The organism is Sphingobacterium zeae (genome assembly GCF_030818895.1).
Classification (GTDB): domain Bacteria; phylum Bacteroidota; class Bacteroidia; order Sphingobacteriales; family Sphingobacteriaceae; genus Sphingobacterium; species Sphingobacterium zeae.
Window position 1 is genome coordinate 2,406,061 of record NZ_JAUTBA010000001.1, and the last position, 16,750, is coordinate 2,422,810.

General features: G+C 39.9%; 18 protein-coding genes and 1 pseudogene. 14 read left to right on the forward strand and 5 right to left on the reverse strand.

The window, feature by feature from the left end; translation table 11 throughout:
* The first annotated feature begins 161 nt into the window (after nt 1–161).
* From QE382_RS09935 to QE382_RS09955, 5 genes are all read left to right on the forward strand, one after another.
* Nucleotides 162–1,490: a GntP family permease gene (locus QE382_RS09935; RefSeq protein WP_307185751.1), complete on the forward strand. Its 1,329-nt coding sequence runs from the start codon at nt 162–164 to the stop codon at nt 1,488–1,490.
* 30 nt (nt 1,491–1,520) lie between these two features.
* Entirely contained in the window at nt 1,521–1,985 is a 465-nt protein-coding gene (locus QE382_RS09940; RefSeq protein ID WP_307185752.1) for a RidA family protein, read from the forward strand.
* A 10-nt stretch (nt 1,986–1,995) separates the two neighbouring features.
* Nucleotides 1,996–3,102 carry a D-TA family PLP-dependent enzyme gene (locus tag QE382_RS09945; protein WP_307185753.1) on the forward strand — a complete coding sequence of 369 codons (1,107 nt, stop codon included), beginning with the start codon at nt 1,996–1,998 and terminating at the stop codon, nt 3,100–3,102.
* Between the two features lies 1 nt (nt 3,103).
* Complete coding sequence (locus QE382_RS09950) at nt 3,104–4,198, forward strand: dipeptidase (RefSeq protein ID WP_307185754.1); 1,095 nt, start codon at nt 3,104–3,106, stop codon at nt 4,196–4,198.
* A 178-nt stretch (nt 4,199–4,376) separates the two neighbouring features.
* Nucleotides 4,377–5,618 (forward strand): MFS transporter, encoded by a 1,242-nt coding sequence (locus tag QE382_RS09955; RefSeq protein ID WP_307185755.1) that lies wholly within the window; start codon nt 4,377–4,379, stop codon nt 5,616–5,618.
* Between the two features lie 67 nt (nt 5,619–5,685).
* Here QE382_RS09955 and QE382_RS09960 read toward each other — a convergent pair whose 3' ends face one another.
* A complete protein-coding gene (locus tag QE382_RS09960; protein WP_307185756.1) occupies nt 5,686–7,467 on the reverse strand; it encodes an ABC transporter ATP-binding protein in 1,782 nt (593 codons plus the stop codon).
* A gap of 181 nt (nt 7,468–7,648) precedes the next feature.
* Here QE382_RS09960 and QE382_RS09965 point away from each other — a divergent pair, with 181 nt between their 5' ends.
* The 4 genes from QE382_RS09965 (at nt 7,649) to yajC (ending at nt 10,570) form a co-directional block, all read left to right on the forward strand.
* Nucleotides 7,649–8,728: a Glu/Leu/Phe/Val family dehydrogenase gene (locus QE382_RS09965; protein WP_307185757.1), complete on the forward strand. Its 1,080-nt coding sequence runs from the start codon at nt 7,649–7,651 to the stop codon at nt 8,726–8,728.
* Nucleotides 8,729–8,789: 61 nt separating this feature from the next.
* On the forward strand, nt 8,790–9,737 hold the full coding sequence (gene nusB, locus QE382_RS09970) for a transcription antitermination factor NusB (protein WP_307185758.1): 948 nt from the start codon (nt 8,790–8,792) through the stop codon (nt 9,735–9,737).
* Nucleotides 9,738–9,764: 27 nt separating this feature from the next.
* Nucleotides 9,765–10,226, forward strand: a complete 462-nt coding sequence (locus tag QE382_RS09975) for a DUF1573 domain-containing protein (RefSeq protein WP_307185759.1) — start codon at nt 9,765–9,767, stop codon at nt 10,224–10,226.
* Nucleotides 10,227–10,252: 26 nt separating this feature from the next.
* Nucleotides 10,253–10,570 (forward strand): preprotein translocase subunit YajC, encoded by a 318-nt coding sequence (gene yajC, locus QE382_RS09980; RefSeq protein ID WP_209574516.1) that lies wholly within the window; start codon nt 10,253–10,255, stop codon nt 10,568–10,570.
* Between the two features lie 62 nt (nt 10,571–10,632).
* On the opposite strand, the gene QE382_RS09985 is transcribed toward yajC, so the two are convergent.
* The gene (locus tag QE382_RS09985; protein ID WP_307185760.1) at nt 10,633–11,292 is read right to left on the reverse strand and encodes a DUF6266 family protein; all 660 of its coding nucleotides are present in this window, start codon (nt 11,290–11,292) and stop codon (nt 10,633–10,635) included.
* 362 nt (nt 11,293–11,654) lie between these two features.
* On the opposite strand from QE382_RS09985, the pseudogene QE382_RS09990 reads away from it, so the two are divergent.
* Nucleotides 11,655–12,059: pseudogene (locus tag QE382_RS09990) on the forward strand (BtrH N-terminal domain-containing protein); the annotation flags it as partial.
* A 36-nt stretch (nt 12,060–12,095) separates the two neighbouring features.
* Entirely contained in the window at nt 12,096–12,443 is a 348-nt protein-coding gene (locus tag QE382_RS09995) for a DUF4872 domain-containing protein (RefSeq protein WP_307188020.1), read from the forward strand.
* A gap of 52 nt (nt 12,444–12,495) precedes the next feature.
* Here the strand turns inward: QE382_RS09995 and QE382_RS10000 are convergent, their stop codons facing one another.
* Both QE382_RS10000 and QE382_RS10005 read right to left on the reverse strand, forming a co-directional pair.
* Nucleotides 12,496–12,696 (reverse strand): helix-turn-helix domain-containing protein, encoded by a 201-nt coding sequence (locus QE382_RS10000; RefSeq protein ID WP_307185761.1) that lies wholly within the window; start codon nt 12,694–12,696, stop codon nt 12,496–12,498.
* Nucleotides 12,697–12,702: 6 nt separating this feature from the next.
* Complete coding sequence (locus QE382_RS10005; RefSeq protein ID WP_307185762.1) at nt 12,703–13,296, reverse strand: hypothetical protein; 594 nt, start codon at nt 13,294–13,296, stop codon at nt 12,703–12,705.
* 372 nt (nt 13,297–13,668) lie between these two features.
* Here QE382_RS10005 and QE382_RS10010 point away from each other — a divergent pair, with 372 nt between their 5' ends.
* Genes QE382_RS10010 through QE382_RS10020 form a run of 3 tightly spaced genes read left to right on the forward strand, consistent with a single transcriptional unit; the run spans nt 13,669 to nt 16,169 of the window.
* On the forward strand, nt 13,669–14,619 hold the full coding sequence (locus QE382_RS10010) for a CdaR family protein (protein WP_307185763.1): 951 nt from the start codon (nt 13,669–13,671) through the stop codon (nt 14,617–14,619).
* A 10-nt stretch (nt 14,620–14,629) separates the two neighbouring features.
* A complete protein-coding gene (coaE, locus tag QE382_RS10015; RefSeq protein ID WP_307185764.1) occupies nt 14,630–15,205 on the forward strand; it encodes a dephospho-CoA kinase in 576 nt (191 codons plus the stop codon).
* 4 nt (nt 15,206–15,209) lie between these two features.
* Nucleotides 15,210–16,169 (forward strand): exonuclease, encoded by a 960-nt coding sequence (locus QE382_RS10020; protein WP_307185765.1) that lies wholly within the window; start codon nt 15,210–15,212, stop codon nt 16,167–16,169.
* 93 nt (nt 16,170–16,262) lie between these two features.
* Here the strand turns inward: QE382_RS10020 and QE382_RS10025 are convergent, their stop codons facing one another.
* Nucleotides 16,263–16,667 carry a hypothetical protein gene (locus QE382_RS10025; protein ID WP_209574508.1) on the reverse strand — a complete coding sequence of 135 codons (405 nt, stop codon included), beginning with the start codon at nt 16,665–16,667 and terminating at the stop codon, nt 16,263–16,265.
* Nucleotides 16,668–16,750 lie beyond the last annotated feature (83 nt).

Consider the following 16,750-nt stretch of genomic DNA (forward strand, 5'->3'; position numbering starts at 1 on the left):
AAGAAAGGTATGGTGATAAACCATACCTTTCTGCTTTATACTAATTTATCTTTTTTATAGCAAAAATGAAAAAATATCCTTACTTTGAAACTGAAAAAACGATTTACTAGACCAAAATAATATGTAATCTCTCTATTCGAGAGAGTCCTAATTATGATATAATGACTATAATCCTCATTGTAATCAGCATTTGTTTGCTCATCGTATGCATCACTTATTTTAAGATCAATGCCTTTCTCGCTTTTTTGATTGTTTCGTTATTCAGTGGATTTTGTTTGGGTATTCCACCCGCAAAGCTAGTGGGCACTGTCGAAAAGGGAGTAGCCGGAGTGATGGGGAGCCTGACTTTAATTCTTGTCCTGGGGGCTATGCTGGGGAAAATTATCGCTGAGAGTGGTGCTGCCGAGATTATTGCAGAAAAAATGGTAAGACTGATGGGGACACGGCGTCTCCAGTGGGGACTGATGTTGACAGGCTTTGTTGTTGGGATACCTTTATTTTATGGGATTGGATTTGTCCTGTTAGTCCCGCTGATATTTTCGATTTCCTACCGGTATAAATTGCCTGCAGTATATATTGGGTTACCAATGCTGGCAGCCTTGTCGGTCACCCATGGATTTATTCCGCCACATCCTTCACCTGTCGCTCTCGTGGCGTTGTTTCATGCAGATATGGGATTGACGCTTATTTATGGTCTCGTAATTGCCTTGCCGGCAATTGTTTTGGGCGGACCTGTATTTGGGAGAAGCCTGAAAAACATACGACCAATTCGAGAATCAATTTTCCGCGAAGAAGATCGCTCAAATACTGCAGAATACCTCCGTCCGACTGTAGGCGTAAGTTTGACTGTCGCTTTGCTGCCGGTATTACTCATTGTTCTATTTACATTGCTTCCTTATTGCTATCACATAAGGGACGAGACATTGGGGCAGGCATTAAAGTTTTTCGGCAACCCTACCGTTGTTATGTTGATCGCTGTAGGTGTGGCCACTTATTTATTGGGATTAAAACTGAGGCGACCGATGGCCAGTGTGATGACAGTCTATGAGTCTGCCGCGAAAGATGTTGCCATGATTTTATTGATTATTGCGGGATCTGGAATCTTTAAACAGGTGATGGAGGATAGTGGGGTAAGCCTTTTGTTGGCAAACACCTTGCAGCAACTTCCTATTTCGCCATTACTGCTTGCCTGGCTCATTACGGCCGTTATTCGAGGTTGTGTCGGATCAGCTACTGTTGCGGCATTAACAGCTGCAGGTGTTTTACTACCTATTGTTACTGCTGGAAAAGCCGACCCCAATCTCATGGTATTGGCTATAGGAGCCGGAAGTCTGATGTTTTCACATGTCAATGATGCTGGCTTCTGGTTATTTAAAGAATATTTTGGCCTAAGTCTCAAAGATACGCTATACTCGTGGTCGGTGATGGAGGCGATTGTTTCCATCGTTGGGCTTTTAGCCCTTTTACTAGTACAATTAATTTTATATTAGCTATTATTTTAAATTTTAAAATCGTTAAAGATGTATAACGCAGATGAACAATTCGAAAAATTAGGTTTGACTTTACCTCCGGCGCCGGCACCAAAAGGCGTTTATAAACCATATGTTATCGATGGGAAGTACCTATATCTTTCTGGTCATGGTCCGGTGCTAGATGATGCCACGCTGATTATCGGTCGAATTGGAAGTGACATGAGTCCGGAGGAGGGCAAACTTGCCGCAAGACAAGTTGGTCTAACCATGTTGTCGACCATAAAAACCAATTTGGGATCATTGAACAAAATTAAACGGGTTATCAAAGTATTGGGTATGGTCAATTGCACCTCCGATTTTCTCTATCATCCCGGGGTCATTAATGGCTGTAGTGAACTATTTGCTGCGGTTTGGGGAGAAGAGAATGGTATTGGAACACGTAGCGCTGTTGGTTTTGGCTCGTTGCCCGATAATATTCCAGTAGAAATAGAAGCCTTATTTGAATTATACTAACCCGCTTCATATGGAAACTTGGTGTCATATAGATAATCTTGATCGGGTCGATTCGCCAGCTTTGCTTGTTTACCCCGACCGTATTGTAAAGAACATCGAAAGCGCTTTACATAGGGTGCATGGACAGGCTGACCGGTTGCGACCGCATATTAAAACAAACAAGTGCCGGGAGGTATGCCAACTTATGATAGATAAGGGAATTACGAAATTTAAGTGTGCAACAATTGCAGAGGCAGAGCTGTTAGGTGCGATCGGCGCCAAAGATGTTTTGCTGGCGTACCAGCCTGTAGGACCTAAAGTTGATCGTTTTCTCAATTTAATAGCGGCATTCCCCGATACTCATTTTGCCTGTCTTGTGGATCATGTCGATGCTGCCCAGGATATTTCAAAGCGAAGTCTTTCGAAAGAATTATGCAGCGATGTTTATCTAGACGTCAATGTGGGCATGGGACGAACTGGCGTTTCGTTAGAGCGAATTGAACGACTGGTTATGGATATCCATGTCTTGGAAGGAATTCAGCTTATCGGCGTGCATGGTTATGATGGTCATATTCATGAAAAAGACTATAAGTCTCGCCAAAAAGAAAGCGAACGTTCTTATAATATACTCGAAACCGCCTACCTTATGGCACAGGTGTCTACTTCGAAACCTTTAGCCAAAGTTATTGGTGGTTCACCAAGTTTCCCTTTTCACGCTGAGCGCACCGACGTAGAATGCAGTCCCGGAACGTTTGTGTTTTGGGATTTTGGCTATGCGGAAAATTATGTCGAGCAGGATTTTATACTGGCAGCAGTGCTCTTGACCCGTGTAGTTTCGATTGTTGATCACAATCATCTCTGTCTGGACTTGGGGTATAAATCTGTTGCATGTGAGTTGCCGCAACCCCGTGTCAAATTTTTCGATCCCCGTGTTGGACAAATAAAGATGCAAAGTGAAGAGCACTTGGTGGTCGAAGTTGCAAAAGCTTCCGAATTTAACATTGGCGATGCCCTTTATGCCGTACCACGGCATATCTGTCCTACGGTAGCTTGTTATGGTGACCTGCAAGTGGTTCACAAGGGGCAGGCAGATCAGGTTTGGACTGTTTATGCGCGAGATAAAAAGATAAATTATTGATATGTATGAATTTGAAATGCCATTCTTGGTAGACGCACATTTGGATTTAAGCATGAATGCCATGGAGTGGAACCGGGATCTTCGGCTTCCGATTACCGAACTTAATCGTCGGGAAGGTGGGATGAAAGATAAGCCAGATCGTGGTAAGGCAACAGTTACTTTTGATGAATTGCGTCGTGGCCGTATTGGTTTGGTCGTTGCGACTCAAATTGCCCGTTTTGTGACACCAGAAAGTTCCTTGCCCGGTTGGTATTCGGCAGAACAGGCTTGGGCGCAGACCCAGGGGCAGCTCGCGTGGTATAGGGCAATGGAAGCCGACGGTCAGCTAAAAATGATTCGTACAAAGGCCGATTTGGATCAACATATAGCCCTGTGGTCGGATGGTATTGATCATATGCATAAGCCGATTGGTTATCTGTTGAGTCTAGAAGGTGCAGATTCCATCGTGGATATCAGTAATCTGGAAACGGCATATAACAATGGTTTGCGCGCTATTGGGCCAGCACACTATGGGCCAGGTAGGTATGCTAATGGGACAGATGCCACTGGTAAGCTTAATGAGCAAGGCATCATGCTGTTACGCGAGATGGAGCGCCTAGGGATGATATTGGATGCGACCCACCTGAATGATGATGCCTTTTGGGATGCTGTCGAACGTTACCATGGTGCGATCTGGGCTAGCCATAATAATTGCCGCAAATTTGTGGACCACAATAGGCAGTTTAGTGATGAAATGATTAGAGCCCTTGTTGAGAAGCAAGCCGTCATCGGTGTGGCACTAGATGCTTGGATGATGGTGCCCAACTGGATCCGAGGTATATCGGACCCTAAAACAAGCAATTGTTCCTTGGAAATTGTGGCCAACAATATTGACCATATCTGTCAACTGGCGGGAAATGTGAACCACGTGGGGTTAGGAAGTGATCTCGATGGAGCCTTTGGCCGGGAGCAATGCCCTTATGATCTAGAAACGATTGCCGATATCCAGAAAGTCTTTCGTATTCTCGGAAAACGAGGATATGGGAAAACCGATCTTGAAAAAATCGCCAGTAAGAATTGGCTGAATTTTATGCGAAATGTGCTGCCACAATCGTAAAGATAGCGGTGTGGCAGCATTGGGCACTGATGAAATCAATGATTATGTCCAGTGATTTAGGATGTTTTAAGTTGCTAATTAGGTCGTTACGGGCGATATCACTTAGAAGACCTTATAGTCGCAGGACGCGTTGTTGTGTTTAATAGAAAAATCAACTTCTTCCAATACTAATGAACAGATGAATCCAGTATTACGCGTGAAATTATCCCTAATGATGTTTTTGACATATTTTGTCAAAGGGGCTTGGTTTGTAACTTTGGGAACATACCTTATTAATTCGCTTCATGCTTCCGGTATGGAGGTCGCGAATATTTTTGCGACGCAGTCGCTTGGAGCCGTATTTGCTCCTTTCTTTGTCGGTTTTGTCTCTGATAGATACTTTAATGCCGAACGCGTACTATTAGCTTTACACTTGATTGGAGCAGGGCTACTCTATGGAATGTCACAGGCACCCGATGCGACGCATTTTTATCCCTATGTATTTATTTACTTTATGGCATATATGTCATCGCTGTCTTTATCTAATGGAATAGCATTCCGTCATATTGAAGATGCGAAGAAAGATTTTCCGGGATTGCGTGTTTGGGGAACGATTGGTTGGATCTGTTCGGGGCTTGTGATCAGTTATTTGTTTCGTTGGGACGCACCCGAATCGATAGCGGAAGGCGCCCTTCACAATACTTTTATTATGGGGGCAATTTGTTCACTGCTATTGGCAGTCTTTAGTCTCGCATTACCAAAAACGCCACCACAAGCCAACCTTAAGGGTGAAAAATTTGATTTTGGAAAGGCGATTGGTTTAGATGCGCTAAAGCTTTTAAAGCAGCGGAGTTTTCTGATTTTTTTTGTAACAGCCATTGTCATCTGTATTCCGATTTCGTTTTATTACCAAAATGCTAATCCTTTTTTGGTGAATGTTGGCATTCCAAATCCGACTGCAAAGATGGCCATGGGTCAATTTTCTGAGGCAATTTGTCTGTTGTTGATCCCATTTTTCTTTAGAAGACTTGGGTATAAAAATATGATTCTATTAGGAATCTCCGCCTGGGCGCTCCGATACTTGTTTTTCGCATTTGGTGATGGTCAAGAAAGAGCATTCTTACTTGTATTTGGTATTTTATTGCATGGCATCTGCTATGATTTTATGTTTGTTGTCGGCCAGATCTATACAGATCGAATTGCTGGTGAAAAATACAAGGCTTCTGCACAGGGACTTATCACCATTGCCATGTATGGTGTAGGGATGTTGATCGGTTTTTGGGTTGCTGGTGCTGTATCGGATTATCTCAAATCGGCCTATTCTTCACAATTTTGGGAATACCTTTGGTTTATTCCTGCCGGTATTTCTGGTTTTTGCCTTGTGTTATTTGCCGTTTTTTTTAAAGAAGAGAAAGCCATAGTGGATCGGGCAGTCAGCTAAAAAATGCGTTCTGCCCGATCAAGATCAGCGTAGTCTACATCCTTTAGTTAAATTCAGGATATCTAAACTATTCGACTATACTTTCCAGTAACTGTTTTTCATGGAGTTCAAAATATTCACCTCTTTTCTCCATCAGTTCAGTGTGCGTACCTTGTTCAACAATTTTGCCTTGATCCATCACAAGAATATGATCTGCATTCTTGATGGTTGAGATGCGGTGCGCAATAAAAATACAAGTCTTGCCTTTCATAATGCGGCTAAGTGAGCGGAGAATTGTTTCCTCCGTTTTTGTGTCCACGGCTGAAAGACAGTCGTCAAATATCAATACTTTGGGTTCTTTAATCAGGGCGCGAGCGATAGACACCCGTTGTTTTTGTCCACCAGAGAGGGTGATACCACGTTCGCCAACAGCAGTTTCAAAACCATCTTCAAAGGCGATAATATTGTCGTAGACCGCAGCATCCTTAGCGGCCTGCTCCACTTGTTCCTGAGTAAATTGATCCAGTCCAAAGCCTATGTTATTGGCAATGGTATCCGAGAATAAGAAAACATCTTGTGGGACAAATCCAATTTGTTGGCGCAAGCTTTTAAAATCAAAAGCTTTGATCTCCAGATTATCGTAATATATTTTTCCATTATCGGTGTCATACATACGGAGAAGTAAGTTGGCTAGCGTTGATTTTCCGGATCCTGTTTTTCCTATAATAGCGAGTGTTTTCCCGATCGGAATTTGAAAGGATATATTTTTAATGGCTTGAATGCCTGTTTCCGGATAAGTAAAGGAAATTTCCTCAACCCGGATTGCACCAGCTAATTCTTTGGTGCCTGTTCCATTTACAATTGGAGATTCCGTCTGAAGAAATTCATTGATGCGTTTTTGTGAAGCTGCGGCACGCTGCACCAGTGAAGTTACCCACGCCAAGGACATCGCAGGGAAAGTTAATTGATTGACATAGATAATAAACTCCGCTATGTTTCCAGCCGTAACAGTGCCTTTGGCAACTTCAATTCCACCAATATAAATGGTGATTACCGTACTGAGTCCAATAAGCAATAGAATAAGCGGAAAGAAAACAGCCTGCACTTTGACTAGATCAAGAGCGGTGTTTCGATAAATGGTACTTTCCTTCTCAAATTCCTGCATTTTATTTTGTTCTCTGGTATAGGTCTTAATGACGCGGATACCTGCAAAAGTTTCCTGAACGAAAGAAGAAAGGTTGGCCAATTGCTTCTGTATTTTTAAGCTACGCTTATTAATAATTTTGTTGACAAAAAGAATAATGACCGACAATACTGGTATTGGAGCTAATGCGAATGTCGCCAACCGTCCATTTACGCTGTACATCGCATAAATAACCATGATAGAAAGGACAACAGTGTTAATCGCATACATGATAGCGGGTCCTAGGTAGTTACGTACCTGATTGACATCTTCAGTGGCGCGGCTCATCAGATCCCCTGTATTATTCTTTCGAAAGAAACCGAAGTTTAAATTCTGATAGTGGTTATAGATCTCATTTTTGAGGTCGTATTCAATGTAACGTGACGTTAAAATGATCGTCTGCCGCATAAAGAATAAAAATATGCCCCGTAACAGCGAAAGGAGAAGTACAACGAATCCAAAAAACAGGAGGCTGGTGCCAAACACTTGATAGATGAGTTCCTGTCTATCAAAACCTGCGAATAGGCGGTAAAGGTAGATGTTTTCCTGGACCAAATCAAAAGCTTCGCGAATCACCTTTGCAGGCAATACCCCGAAATAGTTGGAGATGATAACAAAAATAACCCCTGGAATCAGTTTCCAGCGGTATTTATAAAAGTACTTATTTAAGTAGGCGAGATCCTTCATATTGCGAATACAAAAGTAGAACTAATTCATCAAAATGCTTCACGATTTAAATGAATTTACTGTCATTCGGAAATCAAATGTTAAGTCTTGGATAAAAAAAGTTGTTAGGCACAACGAATAATTTTCCTACTTTTGCATCAAGTACCTTAAAAAATTAAAACAAATTAGAGTAGTACATTTTATGTCAACATCTCAAAATTCTATTTTTGAATTGATGAGCCAGTCTGGCCATCAAAACTTATTTTTCTGTAATGATGAATTAGTGGGCTTAAGAGCTATCGTTGCGATCCATGACACAACATTGGGACCTGCGATAGGGGGAGTTCGTATGTTACCATACGAAAGTACAGAAGAAGCTATTGAGGATGCTTTACGTTTATCCAAGGCCATTACCTATAAGTCTGCCATCACCGGATTGAATCTCGGTGGGGGAAGTGCTGTGATAATCGGTAATAGTCGTTTGGACAAATCTGAGGTTTTATTGCGCCGTTTGGGCCAGTTTATTGAAGGATTGAATGGTAATTTCATTGCTTCACTAGACGTAGGTACGACACAACGTGATTTAGAACATATTTATACCGAGACTGACCACGTTGCTGGTCTACCAAAGGCTATTCATGGTAGCGGTGTCGGTGATCCTTCCATTTTTGCTGCACAAGGTGTTTATTTTGGTATAAAAGCCTGTTTAAAGGAATTATACGGATCGGAAAATGTTGCGGGTAAAAAAGTTATTGTACATGGAGTAGGTGGTGTTGGTGAGCGTTTGATTGCAATGTTACGTGAAGAGAATGCACGTGTATATGTCAGCGATATTACGGAAGAAAAAATGCTGAAAGTAGCGGCTAAGTACAAAGCTGAGCCAATACCTTACAATGAAGTATTCGATCACGAATTTGATGTATATTCTCCTTGTGCGTTAGGTGGTACGGTAAATCCGGAATCCGCACAGAAAATGCAATGCAAAATTATTGCTGGTTCTGCCAATAATCAATTGAAAGATGAACTTGTTACAAGTTCTATTCTGCATGAAAGAGGTATATTATACGCGCCTGACTATTTGATCAACGCTGGTGCATTAATCGGCTGTTACTCAGAAATTCAAAATTACGGCGTAGATCACACTGAATTTGTGATCAAAAATATTTATAATGCGACTAGAGACGTCTTAAAAAAATCGAAAGAAGAGAATATTTCGACTTTTGAAGCGGCTAATCGCATCGCGGAGAAGCGTATCCAAGATATTAAAAAAATCAAGCGGTAGTCTTCATCCCAAAATCGTTCTTATTTATTATTTTATAAAAAAAATCGTTCTTTAAATTACTATGTTAAACAGGAGACACCTGAGGGTAAAAGTAGTGCAAACGCTTTATGCGTACAGTCTTTCAGAAGATAAAGACATCAAAACATTTGAAAAAGCACTATTAAAAAATGTGGATGAAGTCTATGAGATGTATATGTGGACACTGAATCTATTAGATGAGGTATCAGATTATGTTTTAATAGATGCAGAAGGTAGAGCCAATAAGTTCTTGCCTACTGAAAAAGACTTGTCTTTAACGACCAAGTTAAGTACAAACACTTTTATTGAGTCATTGAGACAAAATCCACAATATGGAGAAGGTGTCAAAAAGTATAAGATTTCGTGGAGTTTTGATCCGGAGATCGTGCGTACTGTATTTTTACAGTTAAAGGATTCCGAGGCTTATTTGGAATACTTGCAGCAAGAAGACCGTTCGATCGGTACGGAAAAAGATATTATCAAACATATCTTTAAAAAGATCATCTTGAAATCACCGGTTATCGAGCAGGTTTTTGAAGAAAAATTTATCAACTGGCCGGTAGATAAGGAAGTTTTGCAAGCACTTATTGCGAAGACATTTAAGAATTTCAGTTCGGAAGATCCGCGTAGAAATAAACTTGCAGAAATTACACAAAATTGGAATGACGATAGCGATTATATCATTGCATTATTGGGTAAAACTATTCGTAATACAAATGAGTATCAAAAGCTTATCTCTGACAAAACAAAGAATTGGGAGTCAGATCGGATTGCTTTAATGGATACGTTATTGATGCGTATGGCGATATGTGAATTGATTAATTTTCCATCAATTCCCGTGAAAGTAACAATAAATGAGTATATTGAAATTTCTAAGGTATTCAGTACATTGAAAAGTAATACATTTATTAATGGTATCTTAGATAAAATATTGAACGACCTGAATCAGCAGGGACGAATCCAGAAGGCAGGTCGTGGTTTAAGAGATTAAAACCAAACGCATAAATAATTTTTACGAATGAAAAACATTGTTAAATATTCGGTTTTAGCTTTATCAGCAGTGCTTTTATTTTCTTGTGGAAATACAAACAAGGGAAAAGAAGAAGGAGCGAAGATAGCAACCGACACCGCCGCTGCAGATAGCCTTTCTAAGGCTGCAGCACAATTGGGAAAAGTAGAATTTGAGGAGTCTGCATTTGATTTCGGCCAGGTAAAGGAAGGCGCACAGGTAAAACACACTTTTGTACTTAAAAATTCGGGAGATGCACCTGTTATTATTTCTAAGGTCACTGCTTCATGTGGTTGTACACAACCGGAGTTTTCGAAAAGTCCTATTTTGCCAGGTGGAACATCTGAAATTCATGTAACTTTCAATAGTGAAGGACAAGTTGGTAAACAGCAGAAGATTATTACGATTCAATCGAATGCTTCCAATGGCTTGACAACCGTACAGTTAAAAGGCGAAGTATTAGCGAAATAACACATTATTAAACGATATAATTACAAATGAACACAGTATTATTACAAGCAGCAGGTGGCAATTTGATGAGTTTTCTACCAATGGTTTTGATTATCGTGGTATTTTATTTCTTCATGATCAGACCGCAAATGAAGAAGCAAAAAGATCACAAAAAATATATTGAAGAACTTGGAGTAAACTCTAAAGTAGTAACTACAGCTGGTATCCACGGGCGTATTGTAGAAGTATCAGATACGACTTTCTTAGTTGATGTAGGTTCGGGCGTTAGAATCCGTTTTGACAAATCAGCCATTGCTTTAGATGCTTCTAAAGCTGCTAACAACACAGAAAAGAGCGCTTCATAAGCTTTTTCGAGAAAGAAAAAAAAGCCAGTTTTCGTAGGAAACTGGCTTTTTTTATGTACCGGTCAAATCTTTATATTACCTAAGTGCATACTGTCTGTATTACCTCCGCCATAGCTCTCTACAAAAAAGATATACACTTCATAGGTCACTTGCTTTTTATGTTTCGGTATATCAATGTTTTGTCTACCCGTTATTAAGCTATTTTTCGCCTCATTCGTCAAAAATGGATATTCAGCCCCATTATACGTTGCATTATACAGGAATAAGAACGAATCATAAGTTCCCATGTCAAATTTCTTCTCCAGATAGGGGTCGTATTCCCAAGTAACCAGAAATACCTGGTTTTCTTGATCGAAATCCATCGTGTAGGAAGTGATGGGATTGGGACTTCCTTTGGCAATCATAAATTTTTGCCAGTCCACCACAAAACCGTTCTCTTCCTGAATAAGCGCATGGTTCAAATTATAAGACATTGCGACATCATAGGCCCGTTTCGGATAACTGTATGCCTTGTAGCCTATAGTGATGATCGGGTTTAACATGCTTATATGCGACCTCATAGTTTTGAAGCGTGTTCTACTCAGCAGCTGTTCAGGTGTGGGCTCTCGTTTTTTAACGCGAGGGAGAGAGCGTACATAATTTCCTGTTTTAGTCGACACAAATACAACAGAGCCTGCTTTCCCGGAAACAGTCCCATTAACGCCATTTTTGATGATTGCCATAATGTATTGATTAGCTTATAGATAATTAAGATAAGCATTAAAAAGGAAATATGCTAATACAAGGTAATCCCTAAACACAATTTTTAGTCTATGTTTAGACAGTAATCAGTCATTGTTTATTCAGTCTGCACTGAACAATCACTGAACGATCACTGAACAATCACTGAACAATCACTGTAAAAAGTGATAAGTTGGTTACCAACTGATATTCTTTTGTTGCAGCTAAAAAATTAAATGAGACAATAGGGAAGGGACTACACTCTGTAACAAAAAAGTGTGTCGCAAGAAGTATTTATTAGACGCTCTTTTCCTGCTGACACCAAGCTGTCAATCGAGCTTCTAATTTTGTGAAAAAGATTGCTATGGAAAATCTTAAACCGTTTGATGGGCTACATTGTGAAACTACCGCAACAGGTACTTTATTGAAGCATATTGGCATTGAACTTTCTGAACCGATGCTTTTTGGATTAGGGGAGGGACTTGGTTTTATCTATTGGAAAATGAAAACCATGGACTTTCCATTTTTGGGCGGACGAATAAAAACGGATCTCCTGACGCAGCATATCTGTAAAAATCTCGGTCTCGAACTCAATGTTCATGAAACCTCTTCAAAAGTAAAAGCCTGACAGGCTGTACGACAGCTCTTGGATGAGGGGCAACCTGTGGGATTAAAACTCGATGCCTATTACCTGGAATATTTTGCTAATCCATTTCATTTTGCGGGACATTATGTCGCTATATATGGCTATGACGATGAGCACGCCTATTTGGTGGATACGAGGCAGCAAGGCGGTAATGTGAAGATGTCGCTTGCGAGTTTAGCTTTAGCGCGGGCAGAGAAAGGGCCTATGTCGTCCAAAAATTTGTATTATACCATAGCAGGTAATATGGAGAACGTTGAACTGAAAGAAGTGCTGATTGCCGCAATGGTCAAAAATGCAAAGCAATATCTTGCACCACCTATCAGCAATTTTCAAAACCCTTGCCACAAAAGAGAAAAATGCAATGGAAATATTGGCTTCATTAGGATAGGCCACTTGAATGAAAAAATCTTCTGTAGCAATAGGTTTAACCGTTTTTCTTTAAAAATAAATAACAAATTGAATTTAAACGTGTTTATATTCAATTTGTTATCAATTATATTGACCTAATTTGGTGAAATAGAAATAAACCTGGCACTATACTGTTCAGTGTCTTTTGGGGTTACTCTATATCAAGAATGTCTCCGGGCTTGCAGTCCAGCACTTTGCAGATGGCTTCTAAGGTTTCAAACCGGACGCCTTTAGCCTTTCCCGTTTTTAAGATGGAAAGATTGACAAGGCTCAAACCGACTTTCTCCGATAATTCTGTCAAAGACATTTTACGCTTGGCTAAGACAACATCTAAATTAATTATAATAGGCATGTTTAATTAAATAAAGGATTCATTCTCCCTACTCAAGACGACACCGGATCTAAAAGCTGCGCCAAAAGCCAATAATACTAATCCAATAATGGTCTCCGTATCGAAAACATGTGTTCCATTGTGTAACAAATAGTTCGAATTATTTAAACTTAATTTTGTAATACAATTAAGGAAAGATTCCTGTGTAATCCATCTCGTAACAGGTAAAAGTAGTAGACAGATTGAGCTGAAAATAATAAACGAAGCATTCTTATCTGTAAAAAATGTATTGTTACTAAACGATTTGAAGAGCTTTTGCACGAAGAAAATTAATAAACCTATTAGAAACCAGTAACATAATTGTGCAATTTGATAAAGAATAGATGAAAATGAAAGTAATTCTTTAAGGGATTGAAATCTCAGCTGCACTAAGCCCTTCCCTTGGTACGGACTGACGATCAATGTGTTGTTGAACCAGTGATCCAATGTTTGAGAAATATCCTTTTGTTGATTTGCCTGGCTATTTGTGTCTTTGGGTATAATATTAACATTACAAACCTGATAAGCTTTAAGGCCGCTACCTGCGGCCGGTATGCCGGAAGTAAATAAATTTGATACCAAAAATAGGATATAAAATACCATTACTATGCAAGAAAGATAGTAGAGATAGCGCGCTGTTTTATTATTGGATAGTTTAATAATTGATTTTTTTGATTGATACAAACTTAGTGAAATTTAAAATAAAACACATATTATTTAATGTTTTATTTTAAATTTTTATCGAATTATATTATTTTTTCTAGTTCTGCTTGTGCTGCTTGTCCCATCGAATACATTCCTATTAGTACGGATCAGATGAACAGGTCTTTTGGTTTTGGACAAATTTCCAGTATATCTTATTTGAGTATTGGAAAGCAATTGGTAGTGTTTAGTCAGACCAAGTTTTTACCCGCATATGAACTGATTTTTACGCAAATTGATTAAGTTTGTGTCATGGCGAATGCAGTTCGAATAAATAAGACCCAACAGCGTAAGATTAATGTCTTCGTGCGTTGTGTTGGAATTTCGTTGTTAGCTTGGTTATTGTTTTCGATTTCCAATCAATATACTGTGTCCGTTAAGGCAGCAATTGAATATGTCAATCTTCCCGAGAAACGCGCATTTCACCCGCAGCAATCCGATACGGTAAAGGTGAAATTGGAGATGACGGGATGGCAATTTTTATTTTCAAAGGCTGCTTTGGAAACACCTAAAGTTCAGGTCGACCTAAGCTCACTAAAAACCAAAGATTGGATCGTTTTTTCTAATCAGCTAGGATTTATAAATCGGCAATTTCCGCATGAACAGCGGGTCGTGTCGGTGAGTCCCGATACCTTATTTTTCGATTTTTCGAAACAGACACAACGTAAAGTGCCTGTGAATCCCCTAGCTAATATTGCATTTAAACGGGGATATGGCTTTATCGCTGAAACTAAAGTCACACCTGCTTATGTCACCATCACCGGACCTTACGAGGATGTTTCGGAAATTGAATACTGGGAAACCGATACCGTTCGCGGGAAAGACGTAGAAACTGATGTACGAACTGTTGCGAATCTGGCGAAAAATCAAAAAGGGAATATCAATGTTTATCCAACGTCTGTTGAGGTGCTGATGCCAGTAGGTGAATTGACTGAGAAAGTAATCGAATTACCTGTCAAGGTGGAAAATGGGCAACGTTATAGTTCGGTCAGACTTAGTCCAAGTAAAGTTGTTGTCACCGTATTGATGTCCGTAAAAGATTACAATAGGTATACTTCGCGCGATTTTGAGGCAGTGGTAGATCTTTCAGATTGGGAGAAGAATCAGGTACAGTACTTACCCATTTTATTGACCAAAGTTCCGGAATATTGTCAGATAATTAGCATTGTGCCTCAAAATGTAGACTTTTTTGTACGTAAATAACGATATTTTCATGAAGATTGGAATAACAGGCGGAATTGGATCAGGTAAAACTTTTATCTGCAAGCTCTTTAAAGCCATGGCAGTACCTGTTTATAACGCGGATGAGGAAGCTAAAAAACTGATGAATAGTGATATTCGCATTAAAGAACGATTAATCGCGGAATTTGGAGCAGAGACTTATCCGGACGGGAAGCTGGATCGAGCTTTCTTAGCTCAACGTATATTTTCAGAAAGAGCGAAGCTCGAACTTGTGAACGGAATTATACACCCTATTGTTATACAGGAGGCCAAGGAATGGGCAGAACAACAAAAATCCCGTTATACGCTCAAGGAGGCTGCTTTGCTTTTTGAAAGTGGCTCTTACAAGGATCTTGATTATACCATCCTGGTTACTGCGCCTTTACACATACGTGTTAAACGTGTTATGGAGCGTGATGGCGTCACTGAAGAACAGGTCATGGAGCGAATAAATACGCAACTAACTGATGAAGAAAAATTAAAACTGGCAGACTTCGTCATCATTAATGATGGAACCACACCACTATTGCCACAAGTGTGGAATCTACATCAAAAATTTTTAAAATAATAGTATGTCTATAATATTGCCTGACTTCTTCGTCAGAAAGCCAGAAGGTTATTACTGCCGTTACGGTGATTTTTTTATCGATGCCAGCAATCCAGTTATGCATAATGTCGTATCTCATGCCCATGGCGATCATGCGAGCTCAGGGCACGATTATGTGTATGCTACCCATGTGACAGCTTTGTTTATGAGTCACCGTTATAAGCAAAATCGCAAAGACTCCTATCAGGTTAAAATATATAACAGTCCTTTTAAACTCGGTGCTGTCGAGATTACGTTAATACCTGCAGGGCATATTCTCGGGTCGGCACAGATTCTAATGGAATATATGGGCGTGCGATATTTGTATACCGGCGATTATAAATTACAGCCCGATGATACCTGTGAACCCATCGAAATGCATCAAGCCGATGTATTGATTACCGAAAGTACCTTTGCAAATCCGGCTGTTATCCATCCTAACCCGGCCGAGGAAATCAAAAAATTAGATGGTCATGCCAGCAATATCTTATTGGGTACTTATGTACTGGGAAAGGCGCAACGCGTTACTGATTTGATCAATAGATACTGTCCAGATAGAAAAGTACTTGTGCATAGTGGAATACTGCCGTACCATCGCCTTTACGATCAGCACGGGTTAAAGAAATTGTCCTACGAGCCCTACAACAGAAAAGAAATGAAACAGGGCGAACAGAATAAAGTTTATCTGGTCCCCCCAATGACATTTAATAGCTACTTCAGAGCGACCAAAGTATTGCGGGCGTTCGCTTCGGGCTGGAAGCGCCTGCAGGCACAGAATGATATCGAACTCTATATATCCGATCACGTGGACTGGAACGACATTCTCCAGTATATCAAAATGGTTGATCCTCGGGAAGTATGGACACTCCATGGTGATGGAACGATTCTGAAAAGTTATTTCAAAGATAAACTGATCGTCCGCGACGTCTTTCTGGCACAAGCGTGAAGCAACTAATATATTTTGGCGTATCTATAACAGCACCATACAACTGATTTCGACCGCTCATCTGAAAACTTCGCTGACCATACAGCGAAGTTTCTATTTCATATTAACAATCTTGTCAACAACATAGACAGTATTTCCGCGCCAAGGAAGTACTCCATGATACTCTTTGTAACGTAGATCGAAATATTTTCCACTGTTGAGCTCCAATTGTTGGAAAACTGAATCGTCTTCGATAGAAAATTCAAATTGATTGCTGGCTATTCCTCCAGTTTTGATGCTTCCAAATCCTTCTTGGATGAGCTTGCCCTCGTATGTCTTAAAAATATTACCTTTTCTTACAGCGTAATTAAGATAGCCAGACTTGACACCCTCACCGAATACATAATAATATTTCCAGTAGGCATATGAGCCACCTCCGACGAGGATAAAGAGGATCAGGATGAGCAAAAATTTTTTTAATCCGGATTTCTTCTTTTGTTGTTCAGGTAAATTTTCCATTATGTATTTGAATTAAAATGGTTTCAAACAATTTGTAAAGCAGTTAAAAATGTATTCTTCGATACCCTATTGTAAAACTTGAT

What these genes read in the sequence shown, in the direction of transcription:
- QE382_RS09945 (WP_307185753.1), top strand. Translation starts at nt 1,996, where the DNA reads ATGGAAACTTGGTGTCATATAGATAATCTTGATCGGGTCGATTCGCCA.
- nusB (WP_307185758.1), top strand. Translation starts at nt 8,790, where the DNA reads ATGTTAAACAGGAGACACCTGAGGGTAAAAGTAGTGCAAACGCTTTAT.
- QE382_RS10010 (WP_307185763.1), top strand. Translation starts at nt 13,669, where the DNA reads ATGGCGAATGCAGTTCGAATAAATAAGACCCAACAGCGTAAGATTAAT.
- QE382_RS09950 (WP_307185754.1), top strand. Translation starts at nt 3,104, where the DNA reads ATGTATGAATTTGAAATGCCATTCTTGGTAGACGCACATTTGGATTTA.
- QE382_RS09985 (WP_307185760.1), bottom strand. Translation starts at nt 11,292, where the DNA reads ATGGCAATCATCAAAAATGGCGTTAATGGGACTGTTTCCGGGAAAGCA.
- QE382_RS10000 (WP_307185761.1), bottom strand. Translation starts at nt 12,696, where the DNA reads ATGCCTATTATAATTAATTTAGATGTTGTCTTAGCCAAGCGTAAAATG.
- QE382_RS09935 (WP_307185751.1), top strand. Translation starts at nt 162, where the DNA reads ATGACTATAATCCTCATTGTAATCAGCATTTGTTTGCTCATCGTATGC.
- coaE (WP_307185764.1), top strand. Translation starts at nt 14,630, where the DNA reads ATGAAGATTGGAATAACAGGCGGAATTGGATCAGGTAAAACTTTTATC.
- QE382_RS09940 (WP_307185752.1), top strand. Translation starts at nt 1,521, where the DNA reads ATGTATAACGCAGATGAACAATTCGAAAAATTAGGTTTGACTTTACCT.
- QE382_RS09960 (WP_307185756.1), bottom strand. Translation starts at nt 7,467, where the DNA reads ATGAAGGATCTCGCCTACTTAAATAAGTACTTTTATAAATACCGCTGG.
- QE382_RS10020 (WP_307185765.1), top strand. Translation starts at nt 15,210, where the DNA reads ATGTCTATAATATTGCCTGACTTCTTCGTCAGAAAGCCAGAAGGTTAT.
- yajC (WP_209574516.1), top strand. Translation starts at nt 10,253, where the DNA reads ATGAACACAGTATTATTACAAGCAGCAGGTGGCAATTTGATGAGTTTT.
- QE382_RS10025 (WP_209574508.1), bottom strand. Translation starts at nt 16,667, where the DNA reads ATGGAAAATTTACCTGAACAACAAAAGAAGAAATCCGGATTAAAAAAA.
- QE382_RS09965 (WP_307185757.1), top strand. Translation starts at nt 7,649, where the DNA reads ATGTCAACATCTCAAAATTCTATTTTTGAATTGATGAGCCAGTCTGGC.
- QE382_RS09955 (WP_307185755.1), top strand. Translation starts at nt 4,377, where the DNA reads ATGAATCCAGTATTACGCGTGAAATTATCCCTAATGATGTTTTTGACA.
- QE382_RS09995 (WP_307188020.1), top strand. Translation starts at nt 12,096, where the DNA reads ATGTCGCTTGCGAGTTTAGCTTTAGCGCGGGCAGAGAAAGGGCCTATG.
- QE382_RS09975 (WP_307185759.1), top strand. Translation starts at nt 9,765, where the DNA reads ATGAAAAACATTGTTAAATATTCGGTTTTAGCTTTATCAGCAGTGCTT.